This is a genomic window from Candidatus Poribacteria bacterium (genome assembly GCA_021295715.1).
Taxonomy (GTDB): domain Bacteria; phylum Poribacteria; class WGA-4E; order WGA-4E; family WGA-3G; genus WGA-3G.
In genome coordinates this window covers 1-16,036 of record JAGWBV010000057.1, presented here as the reverse complement: position 1 = coordinate 16,036, position 16,036 = coordinate 1, and the positions used below count along the sequence as shown (strand labels likewise).

Annotated in this window: 10 protein-coding genes and 1 pseudogene; 2 read left to right on the top strand and 9 right to left on the bottom strand. The window is 48.1% G+C overall.

Going from position 1 to position 16,036, the window contains the following annotated elements; all coding sequences use genetic code 11:
- Positions 1 to 186 precede the first annotated feature (186 nt).
- Entirely contained in the window at positions 187 to 1,266 is a 1,080-nt protein-coding gene (locus tag J4G07_14580) for a Gfo/Idh/MocA family oxidoreductase (GenBank protein MCE2415217.1), read from the top strand.
- Between the two features lie 91 nt (positions 1,267 to 1,357).
- Here J4G07_14580 and J4G07_14575 read toward each other — a convergent pair whose 3' ends face one another.
- The 9 genes and pseudogenes from J4G07_14575 to J4G07_14535 all read right to left on the bottom strand — a co-directional run bounded on the left by J4G07_14575 (position 1,358) and on the right by J4G07_14535 (position 14,964).
- On the bottom strand, positions 1,358 to 1,900 hold the full coding sequence (locus J4G07_14575) for a DUF84 family protein (protein ID MCE2415216.1): 543 nt from the start codon (positions 1,898 to 1,900) through the stop codon (positions 1,358 to 1,360).
- A 675-nt stretch (positions 1,901 to 2,575) separates the two neighbouring features.
- Positions 2,576 to 4,465: a hypothetical protein gene (locus J4G07_14570; protein ID MCE2415215.1), complete on the bottom strand. Its 1,890-nt coding sequence runs from the start codon at positions 4,463 to 4,465 to the stop codon at positions 2,576 to 2,578.
- Positions 4,466 to 4,776: 311 nt separating this feature from the next.
- Complete coding sequence (locus J4G07_14565; protein MCE2415214.1) at positions 4,777 to 5,280, bottom strand: dihydrofolate reductase; 504 nt, start codon at positions 5,278 to 5,280, stop codon at positions 4,777 to 4,779.
- A 374-nt stretch (positions 5,281 to 5,654) separates the two neighbouring features.
- The gene (gene hflC / locus J4G07_14560) at positions 5,655 to 6,617 is read right to left on the bottom strand and encodes a protease modulator HflC (GenBank protein MCE2415213.1); all 963 of its coding nucleotides are present in this window, start codon (positions 6,615 to 6,617) and stop codon (positions 5,655 to 5,657) included.
- A gap of 24 nt (positions 6,618 to 6,641) precedes the next feature.
- A complete protein-coding gene (gene hflK / locus J4G07_14555; protein ID MCE2415212.1) occupies positions 6,642 to 7,610 on the bottom strand; it encodes an FtsH protease activity modulator HflK in 969 nt (322 codons plus the stop codon).
- Between the two features lie 428 nt (positions 7,611 to 8,038).
- Positions 8,039 to 10,990, bottom strand: a complete 2,952-nt coding sequence (locus tag J4G07_14550) for a type I restriction endonuclease subunit R (GenBank protein ID MCE2415211.1) — start codon at positions 10,988 to 10,990, stop codon at positions 8,039 to 8,041.
- Positions 10,991 to 10,994: 4 nt separating this feature from the next.
- Entirely contained in the window at positions 10,995 to 12,077 is a 1,083-nt protein-coding gene (locus J4G07_14545) for a restriction endonuclease subunit S (GenBank protein ID MCE2415210.1), read from the bottom strand.
- Between the two features lie 627 nt (positions 12,078 to 12,704).
- Positions 12,705 to 13,111 (bottom strand): annotated as a pseudogene (locus tag J4G07_14540) (GxxExxY protein).
- A 107-nt stretch (positions 13,112 to 13,218) separates the two neighbouring features.
- The gene (locus J4G07_14535) at positions 13,219 to 14,964 is read right to left on the bottom strand and encodes an SAM-dependent DNA methyltransferase (GenBank protein MCE2415209.1); all 1,746 of its coding nucleotides are present in this window, start codon (positions 14,962 to 14,964) and stop codon (positions 13,219 to 13,221) included.
- A 415-nt stretch (positions 14,965 to 15,379) separates the two neighbouring features.
- Here J4G07_14535 and J4G07_14530 point away from each other — a divergent pair, with 415 nt between their 5' ends.
- Positions 15,380 to 15,652, top strand: coding sequence for a hypothetical protein (locus J4G07_14530; protein ID MCE2415208.1), 273 nt, complete (start codon positions 15,380 to 15,382; stop codon positions 15,650 to 15,652).
- Positions 15,653 to 16,036 lie beyond the last annotated feature (384 nt).

Sequence of the window (16,036 nt, the reverse complement as noted above, 5' to 3'; positions counted from 1 at the left end):
CCAACATCTCCACCAAATAGGCGCACGTGATGAAGTGTTGGGTTCACTCAGGTTTTGGTATCTTAAAGCATCTTGGGATCACGAAATCCCCCGCGGTAAATACGTTGATTTTTTATGCTCCGTTCAACCCAACCTACGAGTGTAAACCATACCTGTGCTAAAGCATCTGAAAGGCAAACATAGTATATGAAGATTGGAATTATTGGTTGTGGAACAATCAGCAGTGCCTACTTTGAAGGGGCACGAAAAACTGACATTTTAGAAATCAAAGCCTGTGCCGACCTCCGAATGGAATCCGCACAGGCGCAAGCCGAGAAATATAACTCCCACGCATGCCCTGTCGATGAATTGCTCGTAGACGATGAGATCGAACTCGTCGTGAACCTCACTATCCCGCGTGCACACGTTGAAGTCGGCTTACAAGTCTTAGAAGCCGGAAAACACGTCTATAGCGAAAAACCGCTCGGTGTGGACACCGAGAGCGGAAAACAACTCATTGATACCGCCGCTGAAAAGGGATTACGCGTCGGATCGGCACCCGATACTTTCCTCGGTGCGGGTATCCAGACTTCTCGACAAACACTGGACGCGGGGAAAATTGGGAAACCTATCGCTGGCACCGCTTTTATGTGCGGACACGGACACGAAAGTTGGCATCCAAATCCCGCCTTTTACTACGACCTCGGCGGTGGACCAATGCTGGACATGGGACCTTACTACGTGACTGCCCTTGTCAATATTCTCGGTCCCGTCAAACGCGTCGCCGCGATTACGACGAAAGCCTTTGAAGAACGCGTCGCGACGAGTCAAGCCGTGCGCGGTTTACGTATCCCTGTCAAAATTACAACCCACCTCACCGGCTCAATCGAATTCCAGAACGGTGCGATCATCACAATGATTATGAGTTTCGACATGTGGCGACACAGTCTTCCGTGTATCGAAATCTACGGTGAAACTGGATCAATGACGGTGCCTGATCCGAACGGTTTCGGGGGTCCCGTAAATGTCTGCCCGGCGGGTGGCGATTGGGGAGAAGAGGAAATCGCGCTCCCGAATAATGCTCGGATGATTGGGGTCATCGACATGGTGTCTGCTATCGGTTCAGGACGGATGCATCGTGCAAACGGTGCGCTGGCGTATCATGTGCTTGAGGTGATGTGTGCCTTTGATAAGTCCTCGGAAACGGGTGAACACGTCGTCATCGAAAGCACGACGGAACGTCCCGATCCTGTGCCAACCGGGCTGCAGGAATGGGAAATAGATTAGACTTTGCGTGGTTAGGATCTCCGCACCCTTCGCTGGCGAGGTTACAAACCTCGCCTACCGTTCTTGGGAGTGAATCTATCTGTGCTGCCCATCAGGAAGCAGGAAAATAAAGAGTGTCATTAACAAAAGGAATTAACGCTAAAGTTATACCTTGGACCTGATTTTGGAATCTGTCAATTTTACCACGTGTCAAAAACCCAGCAGTGCCGTGTTCGCGTGCGGCGTAGGTATCATTGGCAAGTTCACCCATGGCACGTCCCAATCCTTTTTCGATCAGAAGGTCTTCCGATATCGCACCCGGCAATTCATAAAGTCCTGTCGTGGCAAAACTGTCTCGAGTGTGGTGATCTAAAATATAAACGACATTCACACTAAACCATCTATCCTGCAGTTGAAGAACGCCCCCTTCAATGCCGACAAAAAATGTCGCGCCGAGGTTCTGTTGATCGTTTATTCGCTTAATGTTCTCAGCACGATTTTTGGCACCCTCAAATGTTTCATCATTCATAGGCTGCTCGGCAACACCGGTATCAACGTGTATACCTTCGACCTCTACATGTTCAAAAAATGTTAGAAAACCGTCCCGCACGCTCTGAATTTTCACTGGATTTTCGGAACCGACCAAGACTTTCATATCACCGCCTCCTATACCGACACCCTCCCCGCCTAATGGCATTCGATTAACCCAAGTTGCCATCTTTGTAGTAATGTGTGGGTAGGCACAAGACCAAGAAACACCCAAACAAAAACCCCCTACAGTGGTTTTTCGGGATGAAATTACCGAAATATTTATTTAAACTTCATCAAACCTCGCCAGCGGGGGATGGAGCATTCTCGAGTCTATTAATAATGTATACTTATACCAATTCTGATTGATGATTCCTCTTAAAAGGTCCTACTGTTTTTGGTTATGCCCGGTGCGTTTGGAAACCGCACCATAGCTGTCAATTTAAGGACTTTTCACGATATTTTGTGGAAGTGTTTCTACAAATGCCGCCCCTACAGGGCTGAAGAGCATATATTCACGGCGCATTTTATTGATGTCCGAAAGGTATTTCCACACCTACCAGGGTCTGGATGAACGGCGCGGTTAATGGAATATAAACTTTTAGAAATGGTATAATTTTGATAATTCACCATAAATGGGTAATGTTAATTGTCTGAATCAGGACAACCCCCTAAATCCCCTTTATCCGGGGGACAGGATTCAAGGATTTTCAGGATTAGGTATCAGTAATCGGGATTCAGAGATCCTTCCTACGTTTACTTCATAGGCGAGGTTAGGAAACCTCCCCAGCGAGGAGAAGTTTCACAGATTAATCGTAATATAGGTCTCCACACGGAATAGAATCGCTACGGTGCCCCAGAAGGTCGTCACGACGAATTCACCCAACACGAGACCGAGGAAAAAAGGTGCCGCCCTCCGAAAACCGCCGATGCCACCATGTCTGGTAATAATCCATTTCAAGATGAAACTCACGAGGAGCGAAAACCAGAAGAAATTCATCGTGAAGGTGCTGGTGACGGCGTAACCCGCTGGATGGAACGGCATCCACATCCACCGACTACGGAAAAAAGCCAAGAGAATCGCCATAACCGTCCCGACACTGACTGCGCTCAGCACTGCGGTATCGGGACCTGCAGGTTGGACGAGCCTCCTACCGAGCCGACTGAAGGTCTCTCTACCCGCCCATGCCGTATAGACCCCGTCCTGATATGAGACATGTAGATATGCCCAGATCGTCGCCACAATGCTGACACCGATAGCGATGATGACCGCCTTCGCGAAGGTTTTGTTTTCGATGTCGGCACGCTCGGCTATCTTCAACCCCTCAAGATGGTGCGGCATCAACAGGCAATCGTAGGCACGATTGAAAAAGTAGAGATACGCCAACCCCGTCAGATTACTCGCACCGAGCCGTTTCGCGCCGAAGACCGAATACATCATCCTGTCGGGACCGGCATAATGTTGGTCGTGAACGGGTGATCCGAGTTCGGCACGCATCCGCGTAATCCCCGTCGCTAACCCGAAGAACAACCCAAAAAAGGTCGCAATGACCCACAACGACATCCCCAGTTTGTAGCAGAAAACAACAAGGAACACCATGCTCAACAACATCCATGCCACCGCGGCGCGGTAAGAGATCGGTTCATCTCCGCCATCAAGTGTAGATCGCGCGCCAAACAGACTACGCAGCACTTGGGTTAAGTATCGACGCGCACTCCACACCGCTACCAGACCGATACCGATATATGCTCCGAAAGACTGCTCCTCGGCATACGGGAAGGGTGCTGTCAATCCGACGGCACTTCCTAACACACGAAATGCCTGCCAATACAGGTAAAAGAACCAACAGGAGAATGACAACTCCAACGGCATGAAAAACGCCAATCCAACGGCAAACGGATAAATGCCGATGGGGAACCAGGTAATTGCGTTCCATGGGCGGACAGTAAAGAAATCGGCGATGTCATACGCACGGATACCGCTGAGTCGCGGCACTTGCGGGAACAGGTAATTCACCCCGTTGAGGAGATCAATGGCAGCCGCAACTCCGAACCCGATCCACATCGCCTTGCTACGGAAGAACCCGCTCCTCGGATTCGCCATCGCCAACGGCAACTGGATCAACGGATAACTCAACTTCTCATTTTCCGTCCACTGCCTTCGGAAGATGAAGTTGATACTGAGCATCACCGAAAAGAGTGCGGCGAGGAAGAGTGCCCACCATAACAACGGCGTGCTCCATGCCTCAAGGTGCGGATAGAACGTAGAGCCACCATCGAAAAAATTGGCGAGTCCGCGCTTATCGGTGACGGATGACCATGATGGGATATAGTGCCAAAACAGGGACTGCCAATCGTTTTCTGGTGATGCATAAGCGAAGGCGTAACTGATAATCGGGAGGAGGATCTGCACGCACATGTGTCCACCGATAGCTGTCGAGAGGCACAACATGACATAGATCGTCAGGAGTTCGGCAGTAGAAAGGGAGAGTTGCGGCGAGACTTTTTTTGCGAATCGGTTGATGATTGTCAGCACGAATAGGAGCGTGACGGTGTTATAGAGGAGTGAGATCATCGACATGTGTGCGATGTCCCAGCGTAGCCCCATCATCTGCCACATCGCATTCGCTGGAATCAGCAGGAGTCCGATACAAACGGCTTTTAAACTGAGAGGAGAGAGTTGACGCTTCACGGAAAATAGTTGTCAGTTATCAGTTGTCAGTAACGTAGGTTGGGTTGAGCGGTAAAACTCCAGATCCATCCTATTTATATCGGAGACCCTGATTTGCGATGCTCCATTCATATAGATATAGCGAAACCCAACAATCCAATGCTGCAGATGTGAGAATGTGTTGGGTTTCACTGCGTTCGTGAGTATATATGACACCCTGTTGGATTTGATGGTATTTAGAATCCACTCATCTATCCTTTCAATCTCGTTCAACCCAACCTACGGCATTTTTGGGTAGCAATTGAATCAGAAATAGATAGCGAATCCCCAACTCACGGTTGACTTGGCTTGTTCACGGTGTAGACTAACCCGACTGTTCCTGTTTTCTCATACACCGTGTGCTCCTTCAATGTCAGCGAAATTCGCTCGGACGGTTCCTCAATGAGCGGTGTCCCACCCCCCAGCACGATTGGGATGATAGCGACCTCCACCGTGTCAACAAACCCCTCTTCGGCGAGACTCCGAAACAGGGACCCTCCACCGAACAGCCAGATGTCCTTTCCCTTCTCCTCACGGAGCGACTGCAACACCTGTCTCCAATTCTCACCGACGATTGTGACATCCTCGTGGTCGCGCTGTTGTAGCGTCCGCGAGATCACGAACGTTTCTCCGTCGGGCATCGCCGCCTCTCCGTGCCCGCTTGTGACCTCAAACGTTCGCCGACCCAGTAAATAGGTATCGAACTGCTCTGTCATTCCGGCGAAGTCGATATCGGGATCCATGACAATCCAGTCGAACTCCCCGTCGGGTCCAGCGATATAGCCGTCCAAACTCATAGCGACGCAATAACGAATTCGTCTCACGTTTCACCTCCGCGTGCCGCAAACTAGGGTAAACTTTAGAATTAATTGCACACTCTGCACCGACGAGGTTAGAAACCTCGCCTACCCGGGGAGGGGAGAATGTCTGCTTATTCTTCTGGTTGACCATAAATGAAGATTCAGAATTTAATCCGGTAATTTCCTAACGATGCCCGGTGCGGTTAATGAAGTAATATGTGGGCAGGCACAAGACCTGCCCCTACAAGTGCTTTTCATAATAGCATTACCGAAATATTTTCTGAAACCTCATTCTGATTGTATCCCATCAGGCGCAAACTAACAGTTTACGCTACAAATACGACACTCACGTTATATATCAGGTACGCCTCTCAACGCCTGAGGACTTCACTGCTTTTGAGATACCGATAGAGGTCGCTATCCGTTGTTAAGATGAGCTTCGTGCTCTCGCTGGTCGTCTGGCGATAGGTTTCAAGGGTCTGGAGAAAGGCGTAAAACTCTGGGTCCTGACCGTGTGCTTCGGCATAAATCTGAATGGCTTGCGCATCGGCATCGCCTTTAAGCTGCTCTGCTTCCTTATACGCTTCAGATTGGATTCGCTCTAACTCCTTCTGCTTCTGCCCCATGATGTCAGCGGCTTCGCCTGCTCCCTCCGATTTGTACTTCTCAGAGATCCGTTGCCGTTCCGAAATCATTTGGTCAAAGACTTTCTTTCGGACCTCGTCTACATAGTTAATCCGTTTTATCTGGACATCGACGAGTTCAATGCCGAATTGTGGAACGGTCTCTTGGACCTTCTCAAGGATCATGCGTGTAATCCGTTCCCTGCCAATCTGAATCTCCTCCAACGGCTCGCTGGATTGCCCTTCTTCATCTTCAAGGACTGCCAGATCCAGGCTTAACACCCGATTTGAATCCCGCACGACTTCAATCAGTAACTGCGCTGTCACTAAATCACGTGCTGCGGAATCGATAATGTCATCTAAACGAGATTGCGCGAACTGTTCCGTTCCGAGTGCCTGATAGAATTTGAGAGCGTCTTTAATACGCCACCGAGCCGTCGTATCTAACCAGATGAATCGCTTGTCCTTTGTCGGGATCTGGTTCGGGGAGCCGTCCCATTCAAGCACGCGCTTTTCAAAGCGGTGTACCTGCTGAATAAAGGGTGTTTTTACTTTCAACCCAGGGGTGATGATCGGTTGCCCAACAGGACGACCGAACTCGGTAATGACGACCTGTTCACCTTCATAGACGGTATAGAACACACCCGCTACAACTGGCAACACTATAACTACAATGACAATTAAGGGTATAATAATCTTTTTCCAATTCATTGGAACACTCCTTTTGTAGGCGCGCTATTCTTTGAGTTGCAGGATTGGGATAGGTGCGTTGGCGTTACCATCAATGATATAAATCTCTTTCACCTGTGGCAAGACTTCTCGCATGGCTTCGAGATAGAGTCGGCGCCGGGTAACCTCTTTCGCCTTCTGATATTCTGAGCGAATCGACTTGAACCGATCGGCATCGCCCTGCGCTTCGTTCACCCGCTTCAGGGCGTACCCTTGTGCTTCGGAAATTCGCTGTGCTGCCACGCCCTTGGCTTTTGGAACGGATTGGTTGTAATCGCGCCACGCCTCGTTGATTAACCGCTCTTTCTCCTGTTTCGCCTCGTTAACGGCGTTAAAAGCGGACTTCACGGCTTCCGGTGGATTCACATCCTGCAAGGTCACGGATGCCACATCTAATCCGGTTTGGTAGAGATCCAGCAATCGCTGAAGATGTTCTTCAACTTCTGCCGCGATTTCAATACGCCCGACAGTCAACACTTCGGTGACAGTCCGATCGCCGACGACCCGGCTCATCACGGATTCTGAAAGGTCGCGCAAAGCCCGTTGCGGATTCCGCACAAAGAACAGGAAACTTTTCGGGTCTTTAATTTTATACTGAACTACCCACTCGACATCGGCGATGCTCAGGTCGCCCGACAGTAAGAGGGATTCTTCGGCGTAATCACGGGTATCATACTGCGTGCGGACACCGGCTCTCAACGTCCGAAAACCGAATTCCTCTTTGAACACCTTTCGGACAGGAACATTAATGGCTCTCTCAATACCGAGCGGTAGCTTGAAGTGGAGTCCGGGTTCGGCTTGTCGGACGGATTTACCGAACATCAGCACAACCGCAATTTCGTCGGCTTCCACCGTATAGAAACTCGTCGCTAAGCACCCTAAGACAATCACACCGAGGATTACATATACAATCCGTTTGGGCGTGATGAGATTTGTGTAGGGTTGTTGTGTTATCAAGTCTTGGAGGTCTTGCATGAAGATTTCTCCTTTTTTATTTTTGTTTTTTTATTCTTCAGGACTTACGCAGTTTGGACTGTAATCCGATCTGTTAGACTATGAGCGGCTAAAAAACTAATACGGACACAAACTAACAGTTTGTGCTACAAAAGAGCACATGCGTAGGCCCTATGACATTTAAGGATGTATGCCACAATAAACATCTACAATCATAGGGCATTTGGTAAAAACAGTCAAGGGAAAGATGGAAAGTGATTCGCGATCAGCGTTCAGCAAGAACGTGCGATGAATGCGCGTCGCATGAATCAGAATCAACGGTATGAAGTGCTTATGCACTTCCCCGGGTATGAATGTTCTCCGTGTGGCATTCCCCGGGTCGAGTACGCCGCAAATCGCACGACTACAAACTTTAGAGGTCCGGATTTGGTGATTTTTCCTACAGATATTTAGGGTTGTGCAAGATACGCCTGATAGAGTTGACGCTTGAGATTCGCGTTAATCTCAGGTTTCGACAATTTCGTGTAGAGTTCCAACTTGTTATTGACGAAATCCAATAAAATCTCATCAATCACCTGATCAAACTTATACCGTTTGTTGGTCTCCGTATTATCTCCCGCGATGACCTGTCGCAGTTCCGTGTGCTGACGAACCTTCTGGTAGACGTTCTCAATGTCAACCTTATCTTCCGATGTGAAATCCGTCTGATAGGCACTGTTCAACGCGTCAAGAATATTGGAGAGGAAATCCTGCTCAGGTTCCCTACGGGGTGCGACATCGCTACCGATCCCTTCGACCTCGCTATCACTCTCCTCAAGGGAGAGGTGTAGACTCTCATGCGTTTTTTGCACACGGAATGAATCCAAGTCCACAGACGCAAGGAGACCTTGTAGATCGGAGTGTTCCCGTCTCGGCAGCTTCTTGTTGAGACTGTGACTGAAGATATACAATTTCTCTAACGCTACATCGGTGAAGGTAATCAACTGCGAGATGTATCCGTAGAGCCGAATATAACTCTGCAAGGTAGAACGAAACTGCTCCCCGTCCTCTGTTTTAAGCTCACTCCACCGCTCAACAACGCCATCGAGAACGCCTTGCAGAAGTTCGTCGGATTGATCCGAGTCATAGAAGATAAGACAGAATTCATCAATGGTTCCGTCATCGTAGAGGTCAAACCCCTCCAACTCGCTCTGTAGGTCATACAGCCGATTCGGGTCGGTCTCCTCGGCGAGTATCGTGGTCTGATAGTATTGCTGAAACGCTTCCTGTATTTGATCGGGTTCATTCACAAAGTCGAGCACCAGCGTGTCGGTTTTACCGGTGGTGACGCGGTTCAGACGGCTCAAGGTCTGAACACATTGCAGCCCGTCCAACCGCTTATCGACATACATCGTCTGTAGGAGCGGTTCATCGAAACCCGTTTGGAACTTATTTGACACAATCAGGATCCGATACTCAGGACTCTTGAAACTATCCGCAATGGAGACGCTTGGGGGTAACGCATTCATCCCGTTTTCGGTGTAGTCCTGCCCGTTATCGGTGTCGTGCACCGTGTCGCTGAAGGCTACGAGACACCCGTAGGGAAGCCCCATCTCTTTCATCTGTCTATCGAATTCCAGTTTATATCTGACGCAGTGAAGTCGGGACGGCGTAACCAACATCGCCCGCCCTTTGCCCTCAATCGTCTTAGCGGTGCGTTCCGTGAAGTGTTCAAGGATAATCCGGGCCTTCGTCTCAATGCTGTGGTGCTGTAGGTCAACGTAATTGGTGAGCTTCCGAAGCGTCCGCGCCTTCTCGTATTCTTTATCCTCCGGGACACTTTTGACGAGTTCAAAGTATCTCTTAAAGGTGGTGTAGTTCTGTAGCACGTCGAGCGTAAAGCCTTCGCTGATGCTCTGCCGCATGGAATAGACGTGGAACGGGAGAAAGTTGCCTTCATCGTCCTTCCGACCGAAGAGTTCTAAGGTTTTGTTCTTCGGTGTGCCGCTGAAACCGAAATAGGAGATATGATCCTGCATTCTGCGCATCTCCATCTCCTTAAGGATCCGAGCGTCCATATCGGATACCTCATCAGCATAATCCTCCGTTACGCCTAACGCAATCCCTTGCGAGAGTGAAAGCCTGAGATTCCTTGCGGATTCACCGCTCTGCGAGGAGTGCGCCTCGTCAATAATCACGGCGAAGTGCTTGCTTTTAAGTTTGCCAATCTCCTCGGCAATCACACTGAACTTCTGAATCGTCGAGATGATGATGTCCTTGCCGGATTCAAGGAATTCTCTGAGTTGTGCTGACGTCTTCTCAACGGCATGCACCACACCCTCAACCTGCTCCACCTGCTTGATGGTATCCTGCAGCTGCTTATCGAGGATACGCCGATCTGTCACGACGATGATGGAGTCGAAGATCCGATTCGTATCGGTTTCAGAGCTGAAAAGATGTGTCAGCAGATGCGCCAACCACGCGATGGAGTTCGATTTCCCGCTACCGGTGGTGTGTTGGATGAGGTAGTTGTGCCCAACGTCTTCCTCCACGATTGCCTTTTGCAATTTACGAATCACGTCGAGCTGATGGTAGCGCGGGAAAACGAGCACGCGACTCTTCACATCTCTCACCGCGTCAATTCTGGGATCGTAGACCTTCTCTGTGGTCTCCTGCTCATGGATGAAGTTGTCGATTAACTCCATCAGGTTATCGGGCTGTAGGATGTCCTCCCACAGATAGGCGGTTTTGTGTCCGTTCGGGTTCACGGGGTTTTCGATGCCCTTATTGAACGGAAAGAACCGCGTCTTGTCCGCTCGCAAGTGGGTCGTCATGGAGACCTTCTCGTTGCCCACGGCGAAATGCACCAGACACCGCTTGAATTGGAACAACGGTTCCCTCGGATCCCGATCCGTCCGATACTGCTTTTCTGCATCCGTGAAAACCTGACCGGTGAGACTGTTCTTGAGTTCCATCGTCACCAGTGGCAACCCGTTGAGGAACAAAGTCATATCCAGCGATTTCTCGTTCCGCTGCGAGTAATGTAGTTGTCGGATGAGGGAGAATCGGTTCTGCTCGTAGAGCCGTTGATGGTCGGGGTTCATACCGCTTGACGGACGGAAGTAGGTCAGCTTAAAATCACAACCTCTATCTTTAAACCCTTTCCGCAACACGTCCAGCACGCCGCGACTCGCAACCTGTCTGCTCAGACGGTCGAGGAGTTTCTGCGGTGTATCGGCACCGTATTGGCGTTCCAGTCGCTGATATACGTCCGGTTGCGTGTCCTGAATAAATTGAAGAACCTCATCGTGGATCAGGCAGAGGGATTTATCGTAGTCAGTAGATTGTAATGACCGGTATTCCGACTGGTTCAGGTGCTGTTCGATGTGGTCTTCAAAGTTCTGTTCTGTATACGTCGGCATCGGTCTACACCTCGTTTCGGACATCTATCTTGCCGGTCACCGCTTCGGAGATAAGGGACTGACGGTATTCCTGCAGGAGTTGGATTTTTCGATGTCCTGTTGCTATCAGTTCGTTAACCTGCTGGGTTTTGCGATCAAGGAAGTCAACAATTTGGGTTTGTTCTTGATGTGACGTAATGGGTACTTGTGCGTTCAGAATATCATAAACGTCTGTTCGTGGCATCTTCGCGCCCCTGGATATAGAATCGCAGTATTCAATGAACCGACTGGATAGCATCAGGTAAAAGAGGTATTTACCAATATCTTGTAAAGAAGGTCTTATGATTATCATTTCACCGAGAGAATAGCCATCATATTCTGCATAAACCACCTTGTTGAGATAGACGCGAATTTTGTTGAATAGCACATCCCCAACTTGAAATTTCACACCGTTTGAATCATAGGAACTGAAAAAATTAAGGACTTTACCGGTTTTCGATTCAACATTTTCAGGTGAAATTCTTATGGCATCTGTCTCAGGCATGGATTTTTCACTTATGAAAGTTGCGACATATTTAATTTTCTTTACTTCCCAATGCGCTGGTATCTCCCCAATCCACTCCACGCCCGACGGTTTCATCTCTACAGTCGGGTCAAGTCCCTTCGTCACTGCCTGATTTATGAGCGCGGTGCGTTGTTCCTGGAGCAGTTCTATCCGTCGTTCTTTGATGCGGATAAGTTCGTCAATCTGTTCGGTCTTGCGGTCAAGGAAGTTGGCGATTTGGGTTTGTTCAGAGAGTGGTGGGAAAGCCAACGGTATCTCTAACAAATCCGATGGACTCAGTGAGGAACGGACACCTTTTCCCAAAAAATTGAAAATGTGCTTCTTATATAAATCATAATACTGATAGAAATAATACCTTTCATATAAATCACTTTCACTCTCAAGTCTGATATAAACAGGACTCATAATACCTTTTTCAGGAACTATACCCACCCTACTCGTTTGAATGTTTTCCAAATCAATTAACTTAAAAACAAGATCATCCGGGTAGAAAACCTGATAAGTTCTATAATTATCTGGTCTAAGTCCCTCAGTTGAATCCATATCTTTTCTCAAGACACCGTTTAGAGTAAGCGAGAGTAGATTGTCACATTGGAAATCAGAGTTTATTTCCTTTTTATTAGTTAATATAAACTTGCCTCTGACTATTTTCCAATGCTTTGGTATTTCGCCAACCCACTCTACACCGCTCTCTTTGTATTCGGGATAATGTCTGAATCGCGGATTTGCGCGGATTCTGCGGATTTCGCGGATGATGCTATCGCTCATGTCAACTTCACTTTCATGTCTGAACTGCGGTTTTTATTTAGTGTTTTTAGAATACCAATATCAGATTTGGAGCAAGCGTGAAGAAGCGGGAAGACTGGGAGAAACGCTGTGCTTCCTACCTTCCAAACTGCCATCGTCCAACTTTCCAACCCAATTACAGATACAAAGTTTGGAACGCTAATACCTAAAAATGACTTAGTATTTCGCCAATCCACTCTACGCCGCTCTCTTTATATTCGGGATAATGTCTGAATCGCGGATTCTGCGGATTTCGCGGATTTTGTTATCGCTCATGTCAACTTCACTTTCATGTCGAACTGCGGTTTTTATTTAGTGTTTTTAGAATATCAATATCAGATTTGGAGAAACGGTAAGATCAGACGAATGCCCATGAATACACTTTCAATTACGAGGAACGGCATTGTGTTGTGATAGAATCAGTCTCTTATATTTTAAACTTTTCTCACCGAAATTGATTAATAAGGCGACTTCTAATCGATACGCCTTCAAATAATTTAATGTCTGGACTTCATGGACATTTTCCAATGCGCTAATTGCTTTCAGTTCTACCAACACTTTCTGTGCTATCACAAAATCTGCTATACGTCTCCCGATAGACTTTGGAAAATCTTTTAGTAAATGTCCTGCTCAATTTCTCTATCAAACTCCAATCCCGCTTTCCGCATCTCAATCGACAACGCCCGTTGATAAACCACCTCTTGAAAGCCGTTTCCTAAAAACTTATGGACTTCAAATGCTGCGCCGATGATCTTTTGCGTTATATCTTTATGTTTCAGGTTCGTGTTCATTTACGATTTCCTTTCTCAAGGTCCTAATAGAACAGACCCAATAATCCGCGCGAATCCGTCTAATCCGTGTAAATCCGCGATTCAGACAAATGGAATCTATCCGCACCTCATAATTCCAACACCTCACTTAGCAAGCCTTCACTTTTCCGCTCCAGTGCCAACAATTCGTCCGTGATTTCCTTCAGTGAGCGTAACGGCGTATACTGGTAGAAATACCGATTGAAGTTGATTTCGTAGCCCACCTTATCCTTCTTCCTGTCTATCCAACTATCAGGGACATGCGGTTTCACTTCACGTTGGTAGTAATCGTCAATATCCTCCGTGAGCGGCACACGCTCAGCGTCTCGCAGTTTGGTATCCGGTTTCGGATTGCCCTCCTTGTCCCGAACAACGACCTCCGTTTCCTCTCCCAAAATTTCTTGCGTTTCAATCAGCGGTCTCTCAACCGTCACCTTCGTGTATCCGAAAAACTCGTTAGGATAGATTTTGGAGTGCTCGGTCTCTTCAAAATCGGTGTAGAGTTCCACGATGTGACGGATATGGTTATCGGAAATGAGAGCGTTTTTGTCTCCGAGATTCCTTTTCATCTCGTCGTGGAAGTCAACGGCGTTGATGAGTTGGATCTTGCCCTGTCTCGCTTCCGATTTTTGGTTCGTTAGGATCCAGATATACGTGGCGATACCGGTGTTGAAGAACAACTTTTCAGGCATCGCTATGATACATTCCAGCCAATCGTTTTCGATGATCCATCGTCGGATTTCACTCTCACCGCTCCCGGCATCCCCCGTGAAGAGCGGCGACCCGTTAAAGACGATTCCCACCCGACTTCCGTTGTCCTCCATCTTCGAGAGCATGTGTTGCAGGAACAGCAACGCCCCATCTGAGGTGCGCGGTGTCCCCGCTGAGAACCTACCGGTAGCGGTTTGCGCTTCCGCTTTCACCGCTGCTTCGTCGGATTTCCAACTCACACCGAAAGGCGGATTCGTAATCATATAGTCGAAACGTTCCACTTGAAATTGGTCCTCGGAGAGACTGGAACCGAGTCGAATATTGTCGGGATCCTCGCCCGTGATGAGCATATCCGACTTACAGATGGCGTAGGTCTGGGCGTTCAGCTCCTGACCCAACAACCGAATATCGGCATCGGGATTAATCTGTTCGCGGAAGTATTCCTTCCCAATCGTCAACATGCCGCCTGTCCCGCAACACGGATCGAAGATACTACGGATCACCCCCTGCCCGCTTAGGTCTTCACGGTGTTCCGCAAACAGCAGCGAAACCAATAATCGCACGACATCCCGCGGCGTGTAGTGTTCCCCACTCGTCTCGTTGGACATCTCCGAGAATCGGCGGAGCAGTTCCTCAAAGACCTGTCCCATCGTGTGATTATCTACCTGATTCGGGTGTAGGTCGATTTCGGTGAACTTATCGCAAAAAATGAACAATCGGTTGTTTCTCTCCAACCGCTCAATGAACCGATCGAGATTGAAGTTTTCGATGATGTCGCGCACGTCTTGGTTGAATCCTCCGATGTAGTTCTCAAAATTGAGACGGATGTTGTGCGCATCGTCTGCCAGTCGGGAGAGGTCGTATTGGGAGGTGTTGTAGAAACTGGTGCCTGTCGCTCTCAGAATAATCGGTGGGAGTTGATCTTCCGGTACTTTGTCTTTAAACTGATTGTATGTATTGATGGCGTTCTCTTTTCGTCCGTCCTCGTCTAAGATGCAGTCCAATCGGCGGAGCACCAGAAACGGGAGTGTGATGTCGCCGTATTCGTGCGGTTTGAACAATCCGCGGAGCACATCGTCCGCGACATTCCAAACCAGATTTGCCAGTTCTTGATAATTTGCCATGCGTTCTCTTTTCTTCGTAATACTATAGTAAAACCCGTAATTACTTATACACTCAAAGATGGGCGAGGATACAATCCTCGCCAGCGGCGGTGGGGTGTTTGTTCCGTGACGAACTGTAAACATATTTTTGGATTTTACTATATTTCTGAATGGGTCAGGACTTACGCAAATTCAGCACGATGTTATCTTTCACCCCCTAAAGAATCAACGGTATGAATGCCGGATGGCATTCCCCACCCCTTATCGGGGGGACTTATGAATCCCAACTCTGTAAATCCTATGGATAAAATCATAACAGATTTCAAGAAAAAATCAAGTCAAAACATCCATAATCGAAGCGCATTCCTCCATTTTTCTATACCCTTCCTTTCTTAAAAATGTTAGAATACTGGCAAACTTAACAAAGGAGTTTCCTATGTCTACAAATATGAAACTGATGGGTAAAGAATTTCTTAAGCAAGGCAAAGTAACGCGGCTCCTTAAACTTGATCCGAATTGTGAACAGAGGCTGTTGAACGAAATCAAGGTAATGGAAGGTTTACTGGAAAATACTGAAAAAGGGTCTTTAGCACAGCGGAGGCTCACACATATGGTCTATCAATATATGGATGCCTTTTTTGAAAACTGCCGCCAAGATCCAGAAGCCTTCGTCGAGTTTATATTGAATAGCGATCTCCCATCAGAGTAACATCCATTCGCGTCCTCCTGTTTGTATTAGGAGGATTCATCACCGGTTCCGTCAGATATATAGATGCCCTACCTCTCAACCGCAGGCGAGGTTTCCTTGGGGAAATCCACAGAAATACGCAGAAATACCCTATCAAAAACACCAAGCAAAAACACCTCGTCTCCCCGACTCTTGTCGCGCGGAACCCCAGTTCAGATAATCTCTTAAAAGGAGTCGGCACGTCCCGCGGGTGCTCCGGACACATATTCCCGAACGCCTCTGAACCAATTGAGCCTTTTTATTGACCAAAAACGACTCTTTATATATAATACTAAAGTTTGGACAATTTTAAGAATTAAGATGATAGAAAGCAGAAAAGCAGGTATCCTTTCATAAAGACTCTAA

Bases quoted from the DNA above. Each gene is read 5' to 3' on its own strand.
- J4G07_14580 (MCE2415217.1), top strand. From the start codon at position 187: ATGAAGATTGGAATTATTGGTTGTGGAACAATCAGCAGTGCCTACTTT.
- J4G07_14575 (MCE2415216.1), bottom strand. From the start codon at position 1,900: ATGAAAGTCTTGGTCGGTTCCGAAAATCCAGTGAAAATTCAGAGCGTG.
- J4G07_14565 (MCE2415214.1), bottom strand. From the start codon at position 5,280: ATGAGTTTGGACGGCTATATCGCTGGACCCGACGGGGAGTTCGACTGG.
- hflC (MCE2415213.1), bottom strand. From the start codon at position 6,617: ATGAATTGGAAAAAGATTATTATACCCTTAATTGTCATTGTAGTTATA.
- hflK (MCE2415212.1), bottom strand. From the start codon at position 7,610: ATGCAAGACCTCCAAGACTTGATAACACAACAACCCTACACAAATCTC.
- J4G07_14550 (MCE2415211.1), bottom strand. From the start codon at position 10,990: ATGCCGACGTATACAGAACAGAACTTTGAAGACCACATCGAACAGCAC.
- J4G07_14545 (MCE2415210.1), bottom strand. From the start codon at position 12,077: ATGGATTCAACTGAGGGACTTAGACCAGATAATTATAGAACTTATCAG.
- J4G07_14535 (MCE2415209.1), bottom strand. From the start codon at position 14,964: ATGGCAAATTATCAAGAACTGGCAAATCTGGTTTGGAATGTCGCGGAC.
- J4G07_14530 (MCE2415208.1), top strand. From the start codon at position 15,380: ATGTCTACAAATATGAAACTGATGGGTAAAGAATTTCTTAAGCAAGGC.